This is a genomic window from Methylomicrobium agile (genome assembly GCF_000733855.1).
GTDB lineage: Bacteria > Pseudomonadota > Gammaproteobacteria > Methylococcales > Methylomonadaceae > Methylomicrobium > Methylomicrobium agile.
In genome coordinates this window covers 2,547,864-2,564,320 of sequence record NZ_JPOJ01000001.1, presented here as the reverse complement: position 1 = coordinate 2,564,320, position 16,457 = coordinate 2,547,864, and the positions used below count along the sequence as shown (strand labels likewise).

At 59.8% G+C, this 16,457-nt stretch carries 15 protein-coding genes; 1 reads left to right on the top strand and 14 read right to left on the bottom strand.

What is annotated here, in order from left to right:
* Positions 1-31: 31 nt before the first annotated feature.
* Positions 32-1,039, bottom strand: coding sequence for a GTP 3',8-cyclase MoaA (gene moaA / locus CC94_RS0112185; protein WP_005370167.1), 1,008 nt, complete (start codon positions 1,037-1,039; stop codon positions 32-34).
* Between the two features lie 282 nt (positions 1,040-1,321).
* Positions 1,322-2,050 (bottom strand): monofunctional biosynthetic peptidoglycan transglycosylase, encoded by a 729-nt coding sequence (gene mtgA, locus CC94_RS0112175; protein ID WP_245619747.1) that lies wholly within the window; start codon positions 2,048-2,050, stop codon positions 1,322-1,324.
* Between the two features lie 206 nt (positions 2,051-2,256).
* On the opposite strand from mtgA, the gene CC94_RS0112170 reads away from it, so the two are divergent.
* On the top strand, positions 2,257-2,703 hold the full coding sequence (locus CC94_RS0112170; RefSeq protein WP_031431051.1) for a host attachment protein: 447 nt from the start codon (positions 2,257-2,259) through the stop codon (positions 2,701-2,703).
* A gap of 136 nt (positions 2,704-2,839) precedes the next feature.
* Here the strand turns inward: CC94_RS0112170 and CC94_RS0112165 are convergent, their stop codons facing one another.
* The 12 genes from CC94_RS0112165 to aroC form a co-directional block, all read right to left on the bottom strand.
* Positions 2,840-4,456, bottom strand: a complete 1,617-nt coding sequence (locus CC94_RS0112165) for a DNA recombination protein RmuC (protein WP_031431049.1) — start codon at positions 4,454-4,456, stop codon at positions 2,840-2,842.
* An 83-nt stretch (positions 4,457-4,539) separates the two neighbouring features.
* Positions 4,540-6,423: a potassium transporter Kup gene (locus CC94_RS0112160; RefSeq protein ID WP_005370158.1), complete on the bottom strand. Its 1,884-nt coding sequence runs from the start codon at positions 6,421-6,423 to the stop codon at positions 4,540-4,542.
* A gap of 159 nt (positions 6,424-6,582) precedes the next feature.
* Positions 6,583-7,677: a threonine synthase gene (gene thrC / locus CC94_RS0112155; protein ID WP_031431047.1), complete on the bottom strand. Its 1,095-nt coding sequence runs from the start codon at positions 7,675-7,677 to the stop codon at positions 6,583-6,585.
* 7 nt (positions 7,678-7,684) lie between these two features.
* Positions 7,685-8,995, bottom strand: coding sequence for a homoserine dehydrogenase (locus CC94_RS0112150; RefSeq protein ID WP_005370156.1), 1,311 nt, complete (start codon positions 8,993-8,995; stop codon positions 7,685-7,687).
* Positions 8,996-9,093: 98 nt separating this feature from the next.
* Positions 9,094-10,278, bottom strand: coding sequence for an alanine transaminase (gene alaC, locus CC94_RS0112145; protein WP_031431045.1), 1,185 nt, complete (start codon positions 10,276-10,278; stop codon positions 9,094-9,096).
* Between the two features lie 145 nt (positions 10,279-10,423).
* Positions 10,424-11,194 (bottom strand): 3-deoxy-manno-octulosonate cytidylyltransferase, encoded by a 771-nt coding sequence (kdsB, locus tag CC94_RS0112140; RefSeq protein ID WP_031431042.1) that lies wholly within the window; start codon positions 11,192-11,194, stop codon positions 10,424-10,426.
* 115 nt (positions 11,195-11,309) lie between these two features.
* Positions 11,310-11,504, bottom strand: a complete 195-nt coding sequence (locus CC94_RS0112135; RefSeq protein ID WP_005370153.1) for a Trm112 family protein — start codon at positions 11,502-11,504, stop codon at positions 11,310-11,312.
* Positions 11,494-12,495 carry a tetraacyldisaccharide 4'-kinase gene (gene lpxK, locus CC94_RS0112130; RefSeq protein WP_005370145.1) on the bottom strand — a complete coding sequence of 334 codons (1,002 nt, stop codon included), beginning with the start codon at positions 12,493-12,495 and terminating at the stop codon, positions 11,494-11,496. Before lpxK ends, CC94_RS0112135 begins: the two co-directional genes overlap by 11 nt.
* A complete protein-coding gene (locus CC94_RS0112125; protein WP_005370144.1) occupies positions 12,492-12,926 on the bottom strand; it encodes an ExbD/TolR family protein in 435 nt (144 codons plus the stop codon). Before CC94_RS0112125 ends, lpxK begins: the two co-directional genes overlap by 4 nt.
* Positions 12,923-13,540, bottom strand: coding sequence for a MotA/TolQ/ExbB proton channel family protein (locus CC94_RS0112120; protein ID WP_005370143.1), 618 nt, complete (start codon positions 13,538-13,540; stop codon positions 12,923-12,925). Before CC94_RS0112120 ends, CC94_RS0112125 begins: the two co-directional genes overlap by 4 nt.
* Positions 13,541-13,586: 46 nt before the next feature.
* Complete coding sequence (locus CC94_RS0112115; protein WP_005370142.1) at positions 13,587-14,750, bottom strand: MFS transporter; 1,164 nt, start codon at positions 14,748-14,750, stop codon at positions 13,587-13,589.
* Between the two features lie 617 nt (positions 14,751-15,367).
* The gene (gene aroC, locus CC94_RS0112110; RefSeq protein WP_031431036.1) at positions 15,368-16,456 is read right to left on the bottom strand and encodes a chorismate synthase; all 1,089 of its coding nucleotides are present in this window, start codon (positions 16,454-16,456) and stop codon (positions 15,368-15,370) included.
* Between the last annotated feature and the right edge of the window lies 1 nt (position 16,457).

The following is a 16,457-nucleotide window of genomic DNA, read 5'->3' as shown; positions in this document are numbered from 1 at the left end:
CGATTGAAATAAAGAAAAGGGAGGCGAACGGCTAACCGCCGGTCATGTTCATGTAGCGCAGGATCACCGGCCGCTCCTGCATGTTGAATTCGTGCCGAAGCGGCTTGATCCGCATCGCATCGATCAGGGCCCGCTTCAGCGCGTCGATATCGCCCGGCTGCGTACGGACCACTTTTTTCAGGTCGACCGAATGCTCGTTGCCGAGGCAGAGCAGCAGGCGGCCCTCGGCGGTCAGGCGGACCCGGTTGCAGGCGCCGCAGAAATTATGGCTGTGCGGCGAAATGAAACCGACGCGGGTATCGGTCCCGGCTATCCGGAAATAGTGCGAAGGACCGCCGGTTTTTTCGGGTGTGGCGAGCAGCATAAAACGCGTTTCCAAATCCTTTTTGATCCGATCGCTCGAATAATAAACCAGCGCACGATCGTGGTGATCGACGACGCCGAGCGGCATTTCCTCGATGAAGCTGATGTCGATTTCGCTGTCGACCGCAAATTGCGCCAGCTCGCAGACTTCCTCGTGATTGCTGCCTTTCAGCACGACCGTGTTGAGCTTGATGCGTTCGAAGCCTTGGGCTTTCGCGGCCGCGATCCCGTTCAACACGGCCCGAAGATTGCCGACGCGGGTAATCGCCTTGAATTTGGCGGGATCGAGCGAATCGAGGCTGATGTTGATGCGCTTGACGCCGGCTTGTTTCAAAGCCGGCGCCATCGATTCGAGCTGCGCGCCGTTGGTGGTGATGACCAGCTCCTTCAGCCCCTGAAGCTTGCCGAGATTTTCCAGCAGATCCAGCGCACCTTTGCGGACCAGCGGCTCGCCGCCGGTAATCCTAATCTTTTTGACGCCGAGTTCGGTAAAGGCCCGGGCGATCGTTTCGATCTCTTCGAGCGTCAGAATCTGCGCTCGCGGCAGGAACGTCATATCCTCGGCCATGCAATAGACGCAGCGAAAGTCGCAGCGGTCGGTAATCGAGATCCGCAAATAATCGATCTTTCTACCGAAACGGTCTATCAGTTGGCCGGCTTGGGGAAGGTTTGACATCGCGTCGCGTAGCTCAAAATGGCCGGGGCCGCGCGCAGCAGCGCCGGCTCGTCGTAATAATCGTCATCGAACCGTACAATTCTACCATAAATCCAACAGGCGGTTTCGCCGCGCCCCGGCAGTTCTCCATTTTCCGGATAAGGGCAAAAGTCCGCCGTCGCCTTGCCGGCACGACAAAGTTTTTCATTCGATTCCCCGCCCATAAGACCGGGGGCCAGAGCCCACGTTCAATGCGCAGCGCCCGCGCATGACCGATCGAAACGGCAAGGATTCAAAACGGCATCAACGCGGATAAGCGACATGGCGCATTTGCCCGAGAATCCATTGCTGCCGCGCGCGGACGTAGGCGGACGGAGAAGCCGCCTTGAAACGGAGCGGATTCGGCAGCGTCGCCGCCAGCAGGGCGGCCTGGGCGCGGCTCAATCTGGCGGACGGAATCCCGAAATAACGCCGGCTGGCCGCCTCGACCCCGAACAGATGGTCGCCGAATTCGGCGATGTTCAGATACACGGTCAGAATGCGCTCTTTGCTCCAGCACGCTTCCAGAAGAAGCGTGAACCAGATTTCAAAGGCTTTGCGGATAAAACTTTTGGACGGACTCAAAAACAGATTCTTCGCGACCTGCTGCGAAATGGTGCTGGCGCCCCGGAGGCGGCGGCCGTCGAAATAATTGTCGACCGCCATTTCAATCTCGCGGAAATCGAAACCCGCATGCTCGAAAAAACGCTGGTCTTCGGATGCGATCACCGCCTGATAAGCCGCAGGCGAGATTTTTTTGGCGCCCACCCAACGGTAATCGATCGGTTTGAACGTCGTCTCGTAGCGGAAGTCCTCGACGTACCGGCTCAGCATGAAAGCCGTCGTCGGCAGCGGCAGCCAGCGGAACAGCAGGCAAAACCCGACCGACGAGGCAATGAAAATGCCGGCGGCCTGCCAGGCGAACCGGTAAAGGATTGGGCGAAGCGGCAGCGGCCGGCGGGCCGTTTTCAAACGGCGTTTTTTTCGGATCAAGGGGAGTAGAGAAAAGGAGACAGACAAAATGAGAGACGGAAATTTCAGACGCATATGATAAATCCTTTGGCCTCGCTTGAATACCTGCGCATTTCCTTAAACCGATATCCGGGTTAGGTAATCGTACCAATAGCCAATGGCGGAGCTTTTTGCTCACAATAGCTTCATCGCTTCCATCAACACCGTAAATCATCGAGGATTGAACTATGACGAACACATGGGTAATTGCCGCAGACCATACACGGGCGCGCGTTTTTCAGACCGAATCGTCTTCCGCGCCGCTGGAGGAGATCGATACGCTGATCCACGAGGCAGGCCGGATGCATGACCGGGACATCACTTCGGACCTGCCCGGCAAGGTCAAAAATCCGGGCGGACTGGGCGGCGGGCATGCCTTCGAGCAGGAAACCGACCCGAAAAAACACGAAGCCGACGTGTTTGCGGCGGGCATCGTGCACTACCTCGAACAGGCGCGTAACGCCAACCGCTTCGACCGGCTGATCGTGGTCGCCGACCCGTCGGTGCTGGGCCTGATCAGGCGGCACATGCCGGGCCCGTTAAATAGCCTCGTCAGCCTGGAACTGGACAAAAACCTGGCGGGCATGACGGCGGCCGAAATCAGAAGCCATCTGCCGGAATATCTGCCGCGGTAAGCGCATCGGTCCGCCGCTCGGACACTGGACAAACGCACCCCGCACCTTAAGCCGCACGGGCATTGAAACGGCCGTGCACCCCTTCCGATCACTGCGGCTCCGCGTACCCTCCTGAGGCGCGGAGCGGCTTCCCGCCTTACTCGGGCTCGGGCAACGCGAGCGGCGCCAGCTCGCTTTCGATACCCAGCACTTCCACGCCGCGCAGCTTCCTCTCCATCGCCGCTGTCCTCGTCGTTTTCAGCCGCTCCAGCGAGTTGGAGGCCGTGGTGATCTGCTTGTACACCGTATCGAGCAGTTCGGAATATTTGCCGAATTCGGTCTTCACCTCGGCCAGCACTTTCCAGACTTCGCTGCTGCGCTGCTGCACCGCCAGGGTCCGGAAACCCATGTGCAGGCTGTTCAGCAACGCCGACAAGGTGGTCGGCCCGGTGATCGTGACCCGGTAAGTGCGCTGCAGCTTCTCGAACAGTTCGGGGGAACGCAGGACTTCCGCGTACAGGCTTTCGACCGGCAGAAACATGATCGCGAAATCGGTCGTATGCGGCGGGTCCAGGTATTTGCCGGCGATGTCCTTCGCGAAGCTTTCGATCGCTTTCAGCAGTTGTTTTTGCGCCTGATCCACCAAGGCCGGATTGCCTTCGTCGAGCGCGCCGAGCAGCGATTGGTAGCTTTCGAGCGGAAATTTCGAGTCGATCGGCAGCCAGACAACCTTGTCGTCGGCTTTGCCCGGCAGTTTGACCGCATATTCGACGTTCGCCTGGCTGCCCTTCCGGGTCGCCACATTCACGCCGTATTGATCGGGCGACAGGATCTGCTCCAGGATGTTGCCGAGCTGGTATTCGCCGAGAATGCCGCGGGTTTTGACGTTGGACAGCACCCTCTTCAAATCGCCGACCCCGACCGCCAGATTCTGCATCTCGCCGAGTCCCTTGTGCACCTGATCCAGCCGGTCGCTGACCAGCTTGAACGACTCGCCGAGGCGCTGCTCCAGCGTATTGTGCAGTTTCTCGTCGACGGTCCGGCGCATCTCGTTCAACTGCCGGGTGTTGTCTTCCCGTATCAAATGCAGATGTTTTTCGATCGATTCGCGAATTTCGTTGATGCCGGCCTTCGCCAGTTGATTCGCCTCCTGCTGCTGCCGGTTCAAATCGCCGAAGCGGAGCCGGAGCTGTTCGTTGAACTCCCTGATGCCTTCAGCGAATTTGCCTTCGAACGAACCGAGGCCGGCGGCCAGTTCCTGGCGGTTTTCCTTCGCATCGGCCTCGATGCCTTCCTGAAACTGCTTCAGCGTCTCGGCGGTTTTGTCCCGGAAATCGTCCTGTTTCCGGTTCAGCGACTCGCCGGTCGCCTGAAACGACCGGTTCACGCTCTCCTTGAGTTCGCTGGCGTTATGGATCAGTTTTTCGGACATGCCGGCCAATCCGCTCTTGAACGCTTCCATCTGCGCATTGTGGAGATGGTGGTTTTCGGCGACCCGATTGAGCAGCGTATCCTGCAGGCTTTTGAAAGCCTCCTGCAACTCACGCCGATTTTCCGCGCTAACCTCGCGAAGCTCCCTCCGGGACTCGGTAAAACCTTGCTGCACAGCGGCTTCCTGAACCTTCAACGTCAGCAGCAGCTCCTGCAGGCTGCCGTCCGGCGCAGCAGCCTTCAATAAAACCTGTAAGCGCCTGAGCGCGATCCATTGCAAAACCGCAATCGATACCAGCAACAGCCCGGCGACGATGACCGCCGGCATCCAATCAAACCCCATACGCTTCCTCTTTCGTTGATTGCGCCCGATCCTTCGGATCCCGGCTCAGCACCCGTTCAGGGATTTTTCACCCGAGGCGCCAACTATAACTCGACGCGAATGCCGAGCTCAATGACCCGGTCGACCGGAATTTTGAAAAACTCGATCGGGCTCGAAGCGTTACGAAACAAAAACAGAAACAAGCCCCGCCGCCATTTCGGCATCGGGCTGCGGGCCCGAAACGAAACGCGCTCGCTGCCGATGAAAAACGAAGTCTTCTTGGGATCGAAAACCAGTCCTTCGCGCATCAACAAATCCAGCGCCCGGCGCACATCCGCGTTCTGCTTGAATCCGTAATAGAGCTTGACGCGATAGAATTCGCGCTCCTGACCGAACTTGCGGATTTTGACCCGGTGTGCTTCATCCACAAACGGTTCATCCTTCGTGGCGATCGTCAGTACGATAATCTGCTCGTGCAGCACATGGTTATGTTCGAGGTTGTGCAGCAGTACGGGAGGTACCCCATGCAGCGTTCTGGCCAGATAGATCGCGGTCCCCTCGACCGTCGCCAGATTCTCCCTGATGTCCTGTTCCAGCTCTTCAAACAATACGTGCCGTTCTTCCATGTGCTCGTGCAGCAGCGCGCGTCCCTTGATCCAGGTCGTGATGATCAGAAACAGCACGGTGGCGACCGCGAGCGGCAGCCAGCCGCCGGTCGGGATTTTCAGGGTGTTGGATGAGAAGAACAGGAAATCGATGATCAGAAATGCCGACAAAAATACGATGCTGGTCGCCCGGTTCCATTTCCAGAGCGCCTGGATCACGATATAGGCCAATACCGTATCGACGATCATCGTGCCGGTCACCGCGATACCGTAAGCCGAAGCCAGCGCCGACGACGACTGAAAGCTCAGCACCAGAATGAATACCGAAATCATCAATATCCAGTTCACGGCCGGCACATAGACCTGACCCTTTTCGTCGTCCGAGGTGTGGCGAATGGCCATGCGCGGGCAATAGCCCAACTGGATTGCCTGCCGGGTGACCGAAAAGGCGCCTGAAATGACCGCCTGCGAAGCGATCACGGTCGCCATCGTCGACAAGACCAGCAAGGGATACATCGCCCAGCCCGGCGCGAGCAGATAGAAGGGATTGCGTATCGCATCGGGTTGGGCGAGCAGCAAGGCGCCCTGTCCGAAATAATTCAGCAGCAGCGCCGGAAACACGAAACCGAACCAGGCATAACGGATCGGCTTCAGGCCGAAATGCCCCATGTCCGCATAGAGCGCTTCGGCGCCGGTGATCGCCAGGACGACCGCCCCCATGATCAAAAACCCTTCCCAGCCGGTTTCGATCAGCAAACTCACGGCATAATAAGGATTGACCGCCCGCAACACGCCCGGCTGATGGACCATATTGGCCAGCCCCATCACCGCCAGAGAGCCGAACCAGAAACACATGATCGGCGCGAACATCCTGCCGACCCTGCCGGTCCCTTTGGCTTGAATGACAAACAGCCCGGCGAGCACCGTGATGGCGATCGGCAACACATAGCCGGCCAAGGGAGGCGCCACGACCTGCAGGCCCTCCACGGCGCTGAGCACCGAAATGGCCGGCGTAATGATGCTGTCGCCGTAAAACAACGAAGCGCCGAGCAGCCCGAGCGTGAGAATAAAAGCCATCCTGCGCGGATAATCCCGAGCCCCGTGCAGAGCCAGGGTCATCAGCGCCATAATCCCGCCTTCGCCTTTGTTGTCGGCGCGCATGATGAAGATCGCGTATTTGATCGTAACCACCAGCGTCAAGGACCAGAAGATCAGCGACAGGACGCCAAGCACATGAAATTCGTCGATCGGCATGCCGCTATGAAAAACCTCTTTAAGCGCGTACAAGGGGCTGGTGCCGATATCGCCAAAGACCACGCCGACCGCGCCGAGCGCTAGCCCTGCCAGTTGTGTGTGAGTTTGGTTTTGTGAATTTGCAGACATGACCATTACCTTAAGGGAATGAGTAATGCGGAAGGAAAGGAAGCGAAGCCGATCCGGAATGGAATCGCGAAAAACGACAGGTTGCCGGAAAGGCCGGCAGCCTCATTTTCGGCCGGTCGCCCGGAGCGAGGGGATGGCTCCGGGCGACCGGCCCGGGATTTACATATGATCGAGAATCGCCCGTTTGACCGAGTCGAGTTCCGCTTCGATCGTCAAGGTGCGCGCGGAAGCGCATTGTTTGATCGCGGTATCGGGATCTTTCAGGCCGGTTCCGGTCAGCGTACAGACGATTTTGCTGCCTTCCGGAATCTTGCCGCTGCGGATATCGCGCCAGGCGCCGGCGACCGAGGTTGCGGAAGCCGGCTCACAGAAAATGCCTTCGTATTGCGACAGCATTTTCTGCGCTTCGAGAATTTCCTCGTCGGTGAATTTGTCGAACCAGCCGCCGGATTCCTTCTGCGCGGCCCAGGCATAGTCCCAGGACTGCGGATTGCCGATCCGGATTGCGGTCGCAATCGTCTCCGGATGCTCGATCGGATGGCCGGCTAGGAACGGGGCGGCGCCGGCCGCCTGATAACCGCACATGACCGGGCGCTTCGAAGTCACCGCCTTGTGCGTGTCGCTGTCGGCCGAATATTCCTTGTAGCCTTTCCAGTAGGCGGTGATATTGCCCGCGTTGCCGACCGGCAGGCAGTGGTAGTCCGGCGCCTCGCCAAGCGCGTCGATGATCTCGAACGAAGCGGTCTTCTGGCCGTCGATCCGGTACGGATTGATCGAATTGACGATCGTAACCGGCGCCAGCTCTGCCACTTCCTTGACCAGATTCATGCCCTGGTCGAAATTGCCCCGAATCTGGATGATCGTCGCATCGTACATCAAGGTTTGCGCGAGCTTGCCGAGCGCGATTTTGCCTTCCGGAATGATCACGAACGCCTTGATCCCGGCGCGGGCGGCATAGGCGGCCGCCGAAGCCGAAGTGTTGCCGGTCGAGGCGCAGATGATCGCGCGGCTGTCCTCTTCGACCGCCTTGGTGACCGCCATCGTCATGCCGCGGTCCTTGAACGAACCGGTCGGGTTCAGGCCTTCGAACTTGACGTAAATGTCGACCTCCTTGCCCGCCAGGCGCGGAATGTTTTGCAATTGGATCAAGGGAGTGTTGCCTTCGTTCAGGCTGATCACGCGCGTCGAGGCGCTGACCGGCAAACGGTCGCGGTAACGGTCGATCAGACCGGTGTAATGTTTTGCTGTAGACATGGGGTGGTTATCCTAAGGTTTCCAGGCGAATCCGGCAGACCTGGCCGGTCACGGTCGGCAAGGCCTCGATCTTGGCGATCGCGTCGTTCATTTCTTTTTCGAGCGTGACCTGCGTCAGCAGAATGATCGGCACCGCTTTTTCGTTTGCCGGCGGCTCTTTCTGAATGATCGCCTCGATGCTGATCCGGTGGTCGGCCAGGATTTTGGTCACATCGGCCAATACGCCGGGTTTGTCTTCGGCGTTCAGGCGCAGGTAATAGGCGGACTTGAAGCGGTCCGGGGCCAAAATCGGGATGTCCTTGATCGCCTCGGGCTGGAAGGCCAGATGCGGCACCCGGTTTTCCGGATCGCTGGTCAGGGCCCGCGTCACGTCGACCACGTCCGCGACCACCGCCGAGGCGGTCGGATCGGCCCCCGCGCCGGCGCCGTAATACAAAGTCGGGCCGACCGCGTCGCCCTTGACCAGCACCGCGTTCATCACCCCGTTCACGTTCGCGATCAGCCGGCGCTCCGGGATCAGGGTCGGATGCACGCGCAGTTCGATGCCTTCGCCGGTCTTGCGCGCGATGCCCAAATGCTTGATCCGGTAGCCCAGTTTTTCCGCATAATCGACATCGAGCCGGGTAATCTTGGTGATGCCTTCGGTGTAAACTTTTTCGAATTGCAGCGGAATCCCGAATGCGATGGATGCCAGGATCGTCAGCTTGTGCGCCGCATCGATCCCTTCGACATCGAAGGTCGGATCGGCTTCGGCATAGCCCAAAGCCTGCGCTTCGGCCAATACGTCCGCAAAATCGCGGCCTTTCTCGCGCATTTCGGTCAGGATGAAATTGCCGGTGCCGTTGATGATGCCGGCCAGCCATTGAATTTGGTTGCCGCTAAGCCCTTCGCGGATCGCCTTGATGATCGGAATCCCGCCGGCGACCGCCGCTTCGAAGGCGACGATCACACCCTTCTCGCTGGCCTTCGCGAAAATCTCGTTACCGTGCAGCGCGATCAGCGACTTGTTCGCGGTGACCACATGCTTGCCGTTCGCGATCGCGGCCAGCACCATATCCTTGACAGGGCCGGCGCCGCCGATCAATTCGAGCACGATGTCGATTTCGGGATCGTTGATCACATCGTAAGGATCGGCCGTGACCGCGATGCCTTCGGTACTGCAAATGCGCGGCTTGCCGAGATCTCGGCTCGACGCGCGGGTTACGATGATTTCGCGCCCGGCCCGGCGGGCAATCTCGGCCGCATTGCGTTTGAGCACATTGACCGTACCGCCGCCGACCGTCCCTAGTCCCAATATTCCGACTTTTACCGGTTTCAAAACACACTCCCGTAGGGTACGCTGCGCGTACCGTTTTATCTGAATTAATTCGCAAAGGTACGCACAGCGTACCCTACAACGCCTCAAAAAGCCGGCTATTATACAACCTTGTCTTTCTTCATCATATGGCGAATGCCGCGCACCGCCTGCCGGGTCCGGTGCTCGTTCTCGATCAGCCCGAAGCGGACATGGTCGTCGCCGTACTGGCCGAAGCCGATGCCGGGCGCGACCGCGACTTTCGCCTCGATCAGCAGTTTTTTCGAGAACTCCAGCGAACCCATTTCCCGGTAAGGTTCGGGAATCGGCGCCCACACGAACATCGTCGCCTTCGGCTTTTCGACCGGCCAGCCGGCCGCGTTCAAGCCCTCGCAAAGCACGTCGCGCCGCCGTTGGTACATCGCGGCGATTTCATGCACACAGTCCTGCGGCCCTTCGAGCGCGGTAATCGCGGCAATCTGGATCGGCGTGAAGGTGCCGTAGTCGAGGTAGGACTTGATTCTTGCCAGCGCGCCGACCAGCTTCTTGTTTCCGCACATGAAGCCGACGCGCCAGCCCGGCATGTTGTAGCTTTTCGACAGCGAGAAAAATTCGACCGCGATGTCTTTCGCGCCCTCGACCTGCAGGATCGAAGGAGCCTTGTAACCGTCGAACACGATATCGATATAGGCGATGTCGTGCACGACCCAGATCTTGTGCTCTTTCGCGAGCGCGATGATCTTTTCGAAAAAATCCAGCTCGACGCACTGGCTGGTCGGATTGCCCGGAAAATTCAAGATCAGCATTTTCGGCTTCGGCCACGACTCGACGATCGCGCGCTGCAGTTCCTCGATGAAGTCGACACCCGGAATCAACGGCACGTGGCGAAGGTCGGCACCCGCAATCACGACCCCGTAGGGATGGATCGGATAGGCCGGATTCGGCACCAGCACCACGTCGCCCGGCCCGAGCGTGGCCAGCGCCAGATGCGCAAGCCCTTCCTTGGAGCCGATCGTGACGATCGCCTCGGATTCCGGATCCAGATCGACGTCGAAACGGTTCTCGTACCAGGTGCAGATGGCCTTGCGCAGCCGGGGGATGCCTTTCGACATCGAATAACGGTGCGTATCCGGCCGCTTCGTCGCTTCGAGCATCTTGTTCACGATATGCTCCGGCGTCGGCTGATCCGGATTGCCCATCCCGAAATCGATGATGTCCTCGCCCGCCGCTCGCGCTTTGGCCTTCAGTTCGTTCACGATATTGAAAACATAGGGGGGCAAGCGGCTGATGCGTGGAAATTGGTCCATTTACGTTCTTTCAGATAAACAATTGAGACAAATAAATTTTTCATCCCGCTTCGCGGGTAAATACGGACGTAGGGCGGATGCCGTCAGGCGATCCGCCAGGTTGCGGCGGAACCGAAGGTCGGCGGAACCGCTGGCGCGTTCCGCCCTACATAGCAATTCTCAAAAACGCTTCGACACGTTGCAAATCTTCGAACGTATCGACGCCGGCGGGCGGCACCTTGTCGACCACCTTGACCGCGATCGCTTCGCCCTGCCATAAAATGCGGAGCTGTTCGAGCGACTCGGTTTTCTCCAAATCGGAAGCCTCCCAACCGCAGTACCGGCGCAAAAAGTCGACCGTATAGGCATACATGCCGATATGCCGGTAATAAGGCATTCTGCCGGACAAGAGCTTCCGGCCTTCGGCGAATCCGTCCCGATCCCACGGGATCGGCGCACGGCTGAAATACAGCGCATAGCCGTGCCGGTTCAACACGACCTTGACCGCGTTCGGATTGAAGATCTCCTCGCCGTCGTGGATTTCGGCCGCCAGCGTCGCGATGCCCGCCTGCCGCTGGCCGGCCAATACCGCCGCCGCTTCGCGCAAATACGCGGGATCGATCAACGGCTCGTCGCCCTGCAGGTTCACGATGATCTCGCCGCCTGCCCAGCCCCGCTGCTCGACGACTTCCGCAATCCTCTCGGTGCCGCTTTGATGATCGGCGCGCGTCATTACCGCCTCGATGCCCAATGCACGGACTGCTTGGCATATACGATCGTCGTCGGTCGCGACGACGATCTCGTCCGCCCCGGCCTCGCGGGCGCGTTCGCAGACATGCGCGATCATCGGCCTGCCGGCGATCGGCAGCAAGGGTTTGCCGGGCAGCCGGGTCGAACCATAGCGGGCCGGAATCACGACTTTAAAGCGGACGCTCATTGGAATGCCTCTGCCGGCAGGCCAAAACCCGCTTTTATAGGGGCGCAGCCATAGACCTGCCAAGTTTTAAAAACCTGGCAGGTCTTCGGTTTGGAAATCGCCGTTAAAACGGAGGTCATTTTTTCAGCGCGTCGACTTCTTCGAGGCTAAGCGCGCGCGCTTCGTCTTCGAGCATGACCGGAATGTCGTCGCGGATCGGAAACGCCAGCCGGTCGGGCTTGCAGATCAGTTCCTGCCTGTCCTTGTCGTAAATCAGCGAACTTTTGCAGATCGGACAAGCCAGGATGTCGAGCAGTTTTTTATCTATCATGCTTCTCACTCAATAATTCGATTAACCGCGCCGCGAAAGCGGAATCCATGTTCGCTTCCACCGGAACGGCCCAAAGCCTTTCGTCGGCAAACGCCCCGCATTTTACCGCATCCTTCTCGGTCATTAGAACCGGAAACGTATCGCCGAAGTCGAGATCCTCCGGCCGGAACGCGAAATGGTCAGGAAAATCGTGCGGAATACACCCCAGCCCCGCCATTTCCAGGTGCCTGAAAAACCGCTCGGGATGCCCGATGCCGGCCACCGCATGGCAGGGCGCCGCTTTAAACGCGGCCAAGGGTTTACGCATTCCGGTCAGCAAATTGACCGCCTCCGCCCCCGCCAATTGCATCGAAAATTCGTTCGGCCGCGCCAAGCCGCCGTTCACCACGATCAAGTCCACGTCCTTCAGTCTGGCCTCAGGTTCCCTGAGCGGTCCGGCCGGCAGGCACCAGCCGTTGCCGAAGCGGCGCTCGCCGTCGATCACCGCGATTTCGAGCGTTCTGCCGAGTGCATAATGCTGCAGGCCGTCGTCGGACAGCAGCACGTCGCAATCGGCCCTGTCCAGCAGCAGCCGGCAAGCATCTGTCCGAACCGGAGATACCGCCATCGGGCAGCCGGTGCGGGCCGCGATCAAGAGCGCCTCGTCGCCGACCTCGCCCGCCCGGCTGTCGGCATCGACCCACTGCGGATACAGGGCGGCGCGTCCGCCGTAGCCCCGGCTGACGATGCCCGGCCGGAAGCCTTTTTCCTTCAAAAACCGGGCCAGCCAGATGATCAGCGGCGTTTTGCCGGCGCCGCCGACCGTAAGATTGCCGACCACGATCACCGGAACCGGGAAAACCGTGGTTTTCAGCCATCCGCAACGATAACAGGCCCTGCGCAGCCTGGCGATGCCTTCGAACAGTTTGCCGAAAGGCCACAGCAACAGGCCGGCGCCGGTTTTCCGATACCAGATGCGCGCCGCCAGCCGCGGCAGCTTTGTCTCGATCATTCGGTTTTCGGCTGTTGCGCTTCGAAGGTGATATGCGTGAACCCTGCCCTGCCGGCGGCATCGAGCGCGCTGATCACCGCCTGATGCGGCGTCTTGCCGTCCGCGCTGATGATGAACGGGACATCGGTGCCGCGCGCGGCCATTTTCCGCAACTCCCTGAGCAGGGTTTCGGGCTTTTGATCGACCAACTGGCGCAGCATCTCATCCCCGCCTTTCACATAATACAGGCCGTCGGCGTCGATCACCAAGGTAATCGATGCCGGCGGGGCTTCCGCTTCGGAGCCTGCCGCTTCGGGCAACTTTATCCTGACTTGCGTCTGCCGGTTGAACGTTGTCGAGACCATAAAAAAAAGCAAAAGCACGAACAGCACATCGATCATCGATATCAGCGTAATATCGATTTTTCGCCTCTTTTTACGATGGAAGTTCATAAACTCGCCTCGCGCTCGCCGTGCATCATCTCGATCAGCCGCAATGCCTCGGCTTCCATGTTGATCACGTATTCGTCGACTCGTCTCAGAAAATAGCGGTGGAAAATCAGGCTCGGAATCGCCACGGACAAACCGGTCGCGGTCGTGATCAGCGCAACCGAAATACCGCCCGCCAGCACGGTCGGGTCGCCCGCCCCGTGCTGCATCAGTTGGGAGAAAATCTCGATCATCCCGAATACCGTGCCCAACAAGCCCAGCAAGGGCGATACCTCGGCGATCAGCCCCAGCGCATCCAGGAAGCGCTCCAGGTCGTGCATGACCTGGCGTCCGACATCCTCGATCGACTCTTTCATGATTTCCCGCCCGTGCGCGCTATTGCCGACCCCGGCCGCAATGATCCGTCCCAGCGGCGAACTGGCTTTTAGGCGGCGCAACATCGCGTCGTCCAGTTTGTTGTCTTTGTGTAACCTCCAGACCTGCACGACCAGATCTTCGGGGATGATCCTGCTCTTGCGCAGGGTCCAGAAACGCTCCGCAATAATCGCCATCGCCCCGATCGAACAAATCATCAGCGGCCACATCATCCAGCCGCCGCTCTTAATTATTTCAAACACATTACACCTTGTGGTTCAAAGCCAAAGAATTATTTTTCTCAGCCGGCTATTTTAGACGCGCCGCCGCTTTTTCGCCATGATCCCGCGCCAATCCGAAACAGGCGATCAGGTAAGCGAGAAAGCACGCCAACGCCGCGGCGCCGAATATCGTCCGCGGCCCCAGCACATCCCAGTAATAGCCGCTGAACAAGCTTCCTCCCATGCCGCCGAGCCCGAAACTGAAGCTGCTGTAGAGCGCCTGGCCTTTGCTCTGGTGTCGTTCGCCGAAATGGCGCTGCACCAGATGGATCGCGGCAATGTGCGCCGCGCCGAAACTCGCCGCATGCAGCAGTTGGGCCAAGACCAGAAACGCCGTTTGGGCAAGCCAGCCGATCAACAGCCAGCGTACCGCGGCCAGCAGCAGACTCCAAAGCAGAATGCTCCGTAGGCTCAAAAGGCCGAGCAAGCTCCGCATGAAAATAAAAAGAACGATCTCGGCGCATACCCCCGCCGCCCACAGACTGCCGGTGGCGGCGGCCGAATAACCCAGTTGCTGGAGATAAATCGAATAAAAAACGTAATAAGGCCCGTGCGCCGCCTGCAGCAGCATCGATACCACCAGAAAAGCCAGCACTTCCGGGCGTTTCAAGACCGACAGCACGCGGGAAGGCTCTCTATGCGGCCGGCGCGGCGCCGGATTCGGCAGCATCAGCGTCACGATCCAGTTCAACAGCAACAGCGTCACGACGAACAACCGCAACTGCTCGATCGGCTGGCGGTCGAACCACCACCCGAGCCCTTGCACCGCCACGATGAAGCCGACCGAACCCCAGAGCCGTATCCGGCTGTAGCGGTGCGCGTCGTCGCGCAGATGCGCCAGGGTCACCGCCTCGAAAAGCGGCAGCGATGCGTTCCAGAATACCCCGAAGCCGAAAGTGCAGAGCGCCAGCTCGACGTAACCGCGCGCGGCCAGAAACCCCGAGAAAGCCGCCGCCGAAAAAAACAGCGTCAGCCGGATCAGGCGCAGGTTCTTGCCGGTCCGGTCCGCGATCCAGCCCCAAAAATTCGGCGCGATAATCCGGCTCCCGACCAGCACCGCCGACAGATTGCCGATTTGCGCCGCATCGAGGCCGAGATGCTTGAGGTACAGGTTCCAGTAGGGCAAAAAGCCGCCGAGCGTCGCGAAATAGAACAGGTAAAAACCCGACAGGCGCCAGTAAGGGACGGACATTGGATAAAATTGCTGGGTTAGATGCATGGAAACATAGACTGTAACGGAAGGCGCGCCGGCTTTGCGCGTCACGGCTAATGCCCTGCTCCTAGGCCACCCTTCAACTCACTACTGAATCCGTGTGAATCCGTGTAAGGCGGAACGCGGCAGCGGTTCCGCCGGAGGATGGCCGCTCACCGGCGGATCGCCTGGCGGCATCCGCCCTACTGAACTGCACGAACCCACGTAAGGCGGAACGCGGCAGCGGTTCCGCCGGAGGATGGCCGCTCACCGGCGGATCGCCTGACGGCATCCGCCCTACTGAACTGCACGAACCCACGTAAGGCGGAACGCGGCAGCGGTTCCGCCGAAGGATGGCCGCTCACCGGCGGATCGCCTGACGGCATCCGCCCTACTGAACTGCACGAACCCACGTAAGGCGGAACGCGGCAGCGGTTCCACCGGAGGATGGCAGCTCACCGGCGGATCGCCTGGCGGCATCCGCCCTACTGAACTGCACGAACCCACGTAAGGCGGAACGCGGCAGCGGTTCCGCCGGAGGATGGCCGCTCACCGGCGGATCGCCTGACGGCATCCGCCCTACTGAATTCATGCAATCGTAATCCACCCCACAGTTCTTATCTCAAAACCGGCAAACCGGAGCGCACATCGCTATTCTGCGCCCGGTGCCGGAGATAGTGGTCCATGATCACAAGCGCCGCCATCGCCTCCGCGATCGGGGTCGCGCGGATCCCGACGCAGGGATCGTGGCGCCCTTCGGTCACCACTTCGATCGGTTCGCCGCGCACATTGATCGACCGACCCGGCAGGCGCAGGCTCGAGGTCGGCTTCAGCGCGATGCTGGCGACGATGTCCTGGCCGCTCGAAATGCCGCCCAGGATGCCGCCGGCATGGTTGCTCAGGAAACCTTCCGGCGTGATCTCGTCGCGGAATTGAGTGCCCTTGCTTTCGATGCAGCCGAAGCCGTCGCCGATTTCAACGCCCTTGACCGCATTGATGCTCATCAACGCATGGGCGAGATCCGCATCCAGCCGGTCGAAGATCGGTTCGCCAAGGCCCGGCGGCACGTTCGTCGCGACGATATTGATGCGCGCCCCGATCGACTCGCCCTCCTTGCGCAGCGCGTCCATGTAGCTTTCGAGTTCCGGCACGCGTTCGGGATCGCCGCAAAAAAACGGGTTCGTGTTCACGGCCGACCAGTCCAGCCTGTCGATTTTGATCGGTCCCAACTGCGCCAGAAAACCCCGAATCTCGATCCCGGCCTTTTCCTTCAAATATTTTTTCGCAATCGCCGCCGCCGCAACCCGCATCGCGGTTTCGCGCGCGGACGAACGGCCGCCGCCGCGGTAATCGCGGAAACCGTATTTCTGCTGATAGGTATAATCGGCATGGCCGGGCCGGAACGATTCGGCGATTTTCGTGTAATCCTTCGAACGCTGGTCGGTGTTTTCGATCAACAGGCCGATCGGCGTGCCGGTGGTTCTGCCTTCGAACACGCCGGACAAAATCTTCACTTCGTCCGCTTCGCGCCGCTGCGTCGTATGCCGGGAAGTCCCGGGCTTGCGGCGGTCGAGGTCGTGCTGGATATCGGCCTCGCCGAGTTCGAGTCCCGGCGGACAGCCGTCGACGATGCAGCCGAGTGCGGGCCCGTGGCTTTCGCCGAAGGTGGTGACGGTAAACAGTTTTCCGAAGGTATTGCCAGACATA

What these genes read in the sequence shown, in the direction of transcription:
- moaA (WP_005370167.1), bottom strand. Translation starts at nt 1,039, where the DNA reads ATGTCAAACCTTCCCCAAGCCGGCCAACTGATAGACCGTTTCGGTAGA.
- CC94_RS0112170 (WP_031431051.1), top strand. Translation starts at nt 2,257, where the DNA reads ATGACGAACACATGGGTAATTGCCGCAGACCATACACGGGCGCGCGTT.
- CC94_RS0112165 (WP_031431049.1), bottom strand. Translation starts at nt 4,456, where the DNA reads ATGGGGTTTGATTGGATGCCGGCGGTCATCGTCGCCGGGCTGTTGCTG.
- CC94_RS0112160 (WP_005370158.1), bottom strand. Translation starts at nt 6,423, where the DNA reads ATGTCTGCAAATTCACAAAACCAAACTCACACACAACTGGCAGGGCTA.
- thrC (WP_031431047.1), bottom strand. Translation starts at nt 7,677, where the DNA reads ATGTCTACAGCAAAACATTACACCGGTCTGATCGACCGTTACCGCGAC.
- alaC (WP_031431045.1), bottom strand. Translation starts at nt 10,278, where the DNA reads ATGGACCAATTTCCACGCATCAGCCGCTTGCCCCCCTATGTTTTCAAT.
- kdsB (WP_031431042.1), bottom strand. Translation starts at nt 11,194, where the DNA reads ATGAGCGTCCGCTTTAAAGTCGTGATTCCGGCCCGCTATGGTTCGACC.
- CC94_RS0112135 (WP_005370153.1), bottom strand. Translation starts at nt 11,504, where the DNA reads ATGATAGATAAAAAACTGCTCGACATCCTGGCTTGTCCGATCTGCAAA.
- lpxK (WP_005370145.1), bottom strand. Translation starts at nt 12,495, where the DNA reads ATGATCGAGACAAAGCTGCCGCGGCTGGCGGCGCGCATCTGGTATCGG.
- CC94_RS0112125 (WP_005370144.1), bottom strand. Translation starts at nt 12,926, where the DNA reads ATGAACTTCCATCGTAAAAAGAGGCGAAAAATCGATATTACGCTGATA.
- CC94_RS0112115 (WP_005370142.1), bottom strand. Translation starts at nt 14,750, where the DNA reads ATGTCCGTCCCTTACTGGCGCCTGTCGGGTTTTTACCTGTTCTATTTC.
- aroC (WP_031431036.1), bottom strand. Translation starts at nt 16,456, where the DNA reads ATGTCTGGCAATACCTTCGGAAAACTGTTTACCGTCACCACCTTCGGC.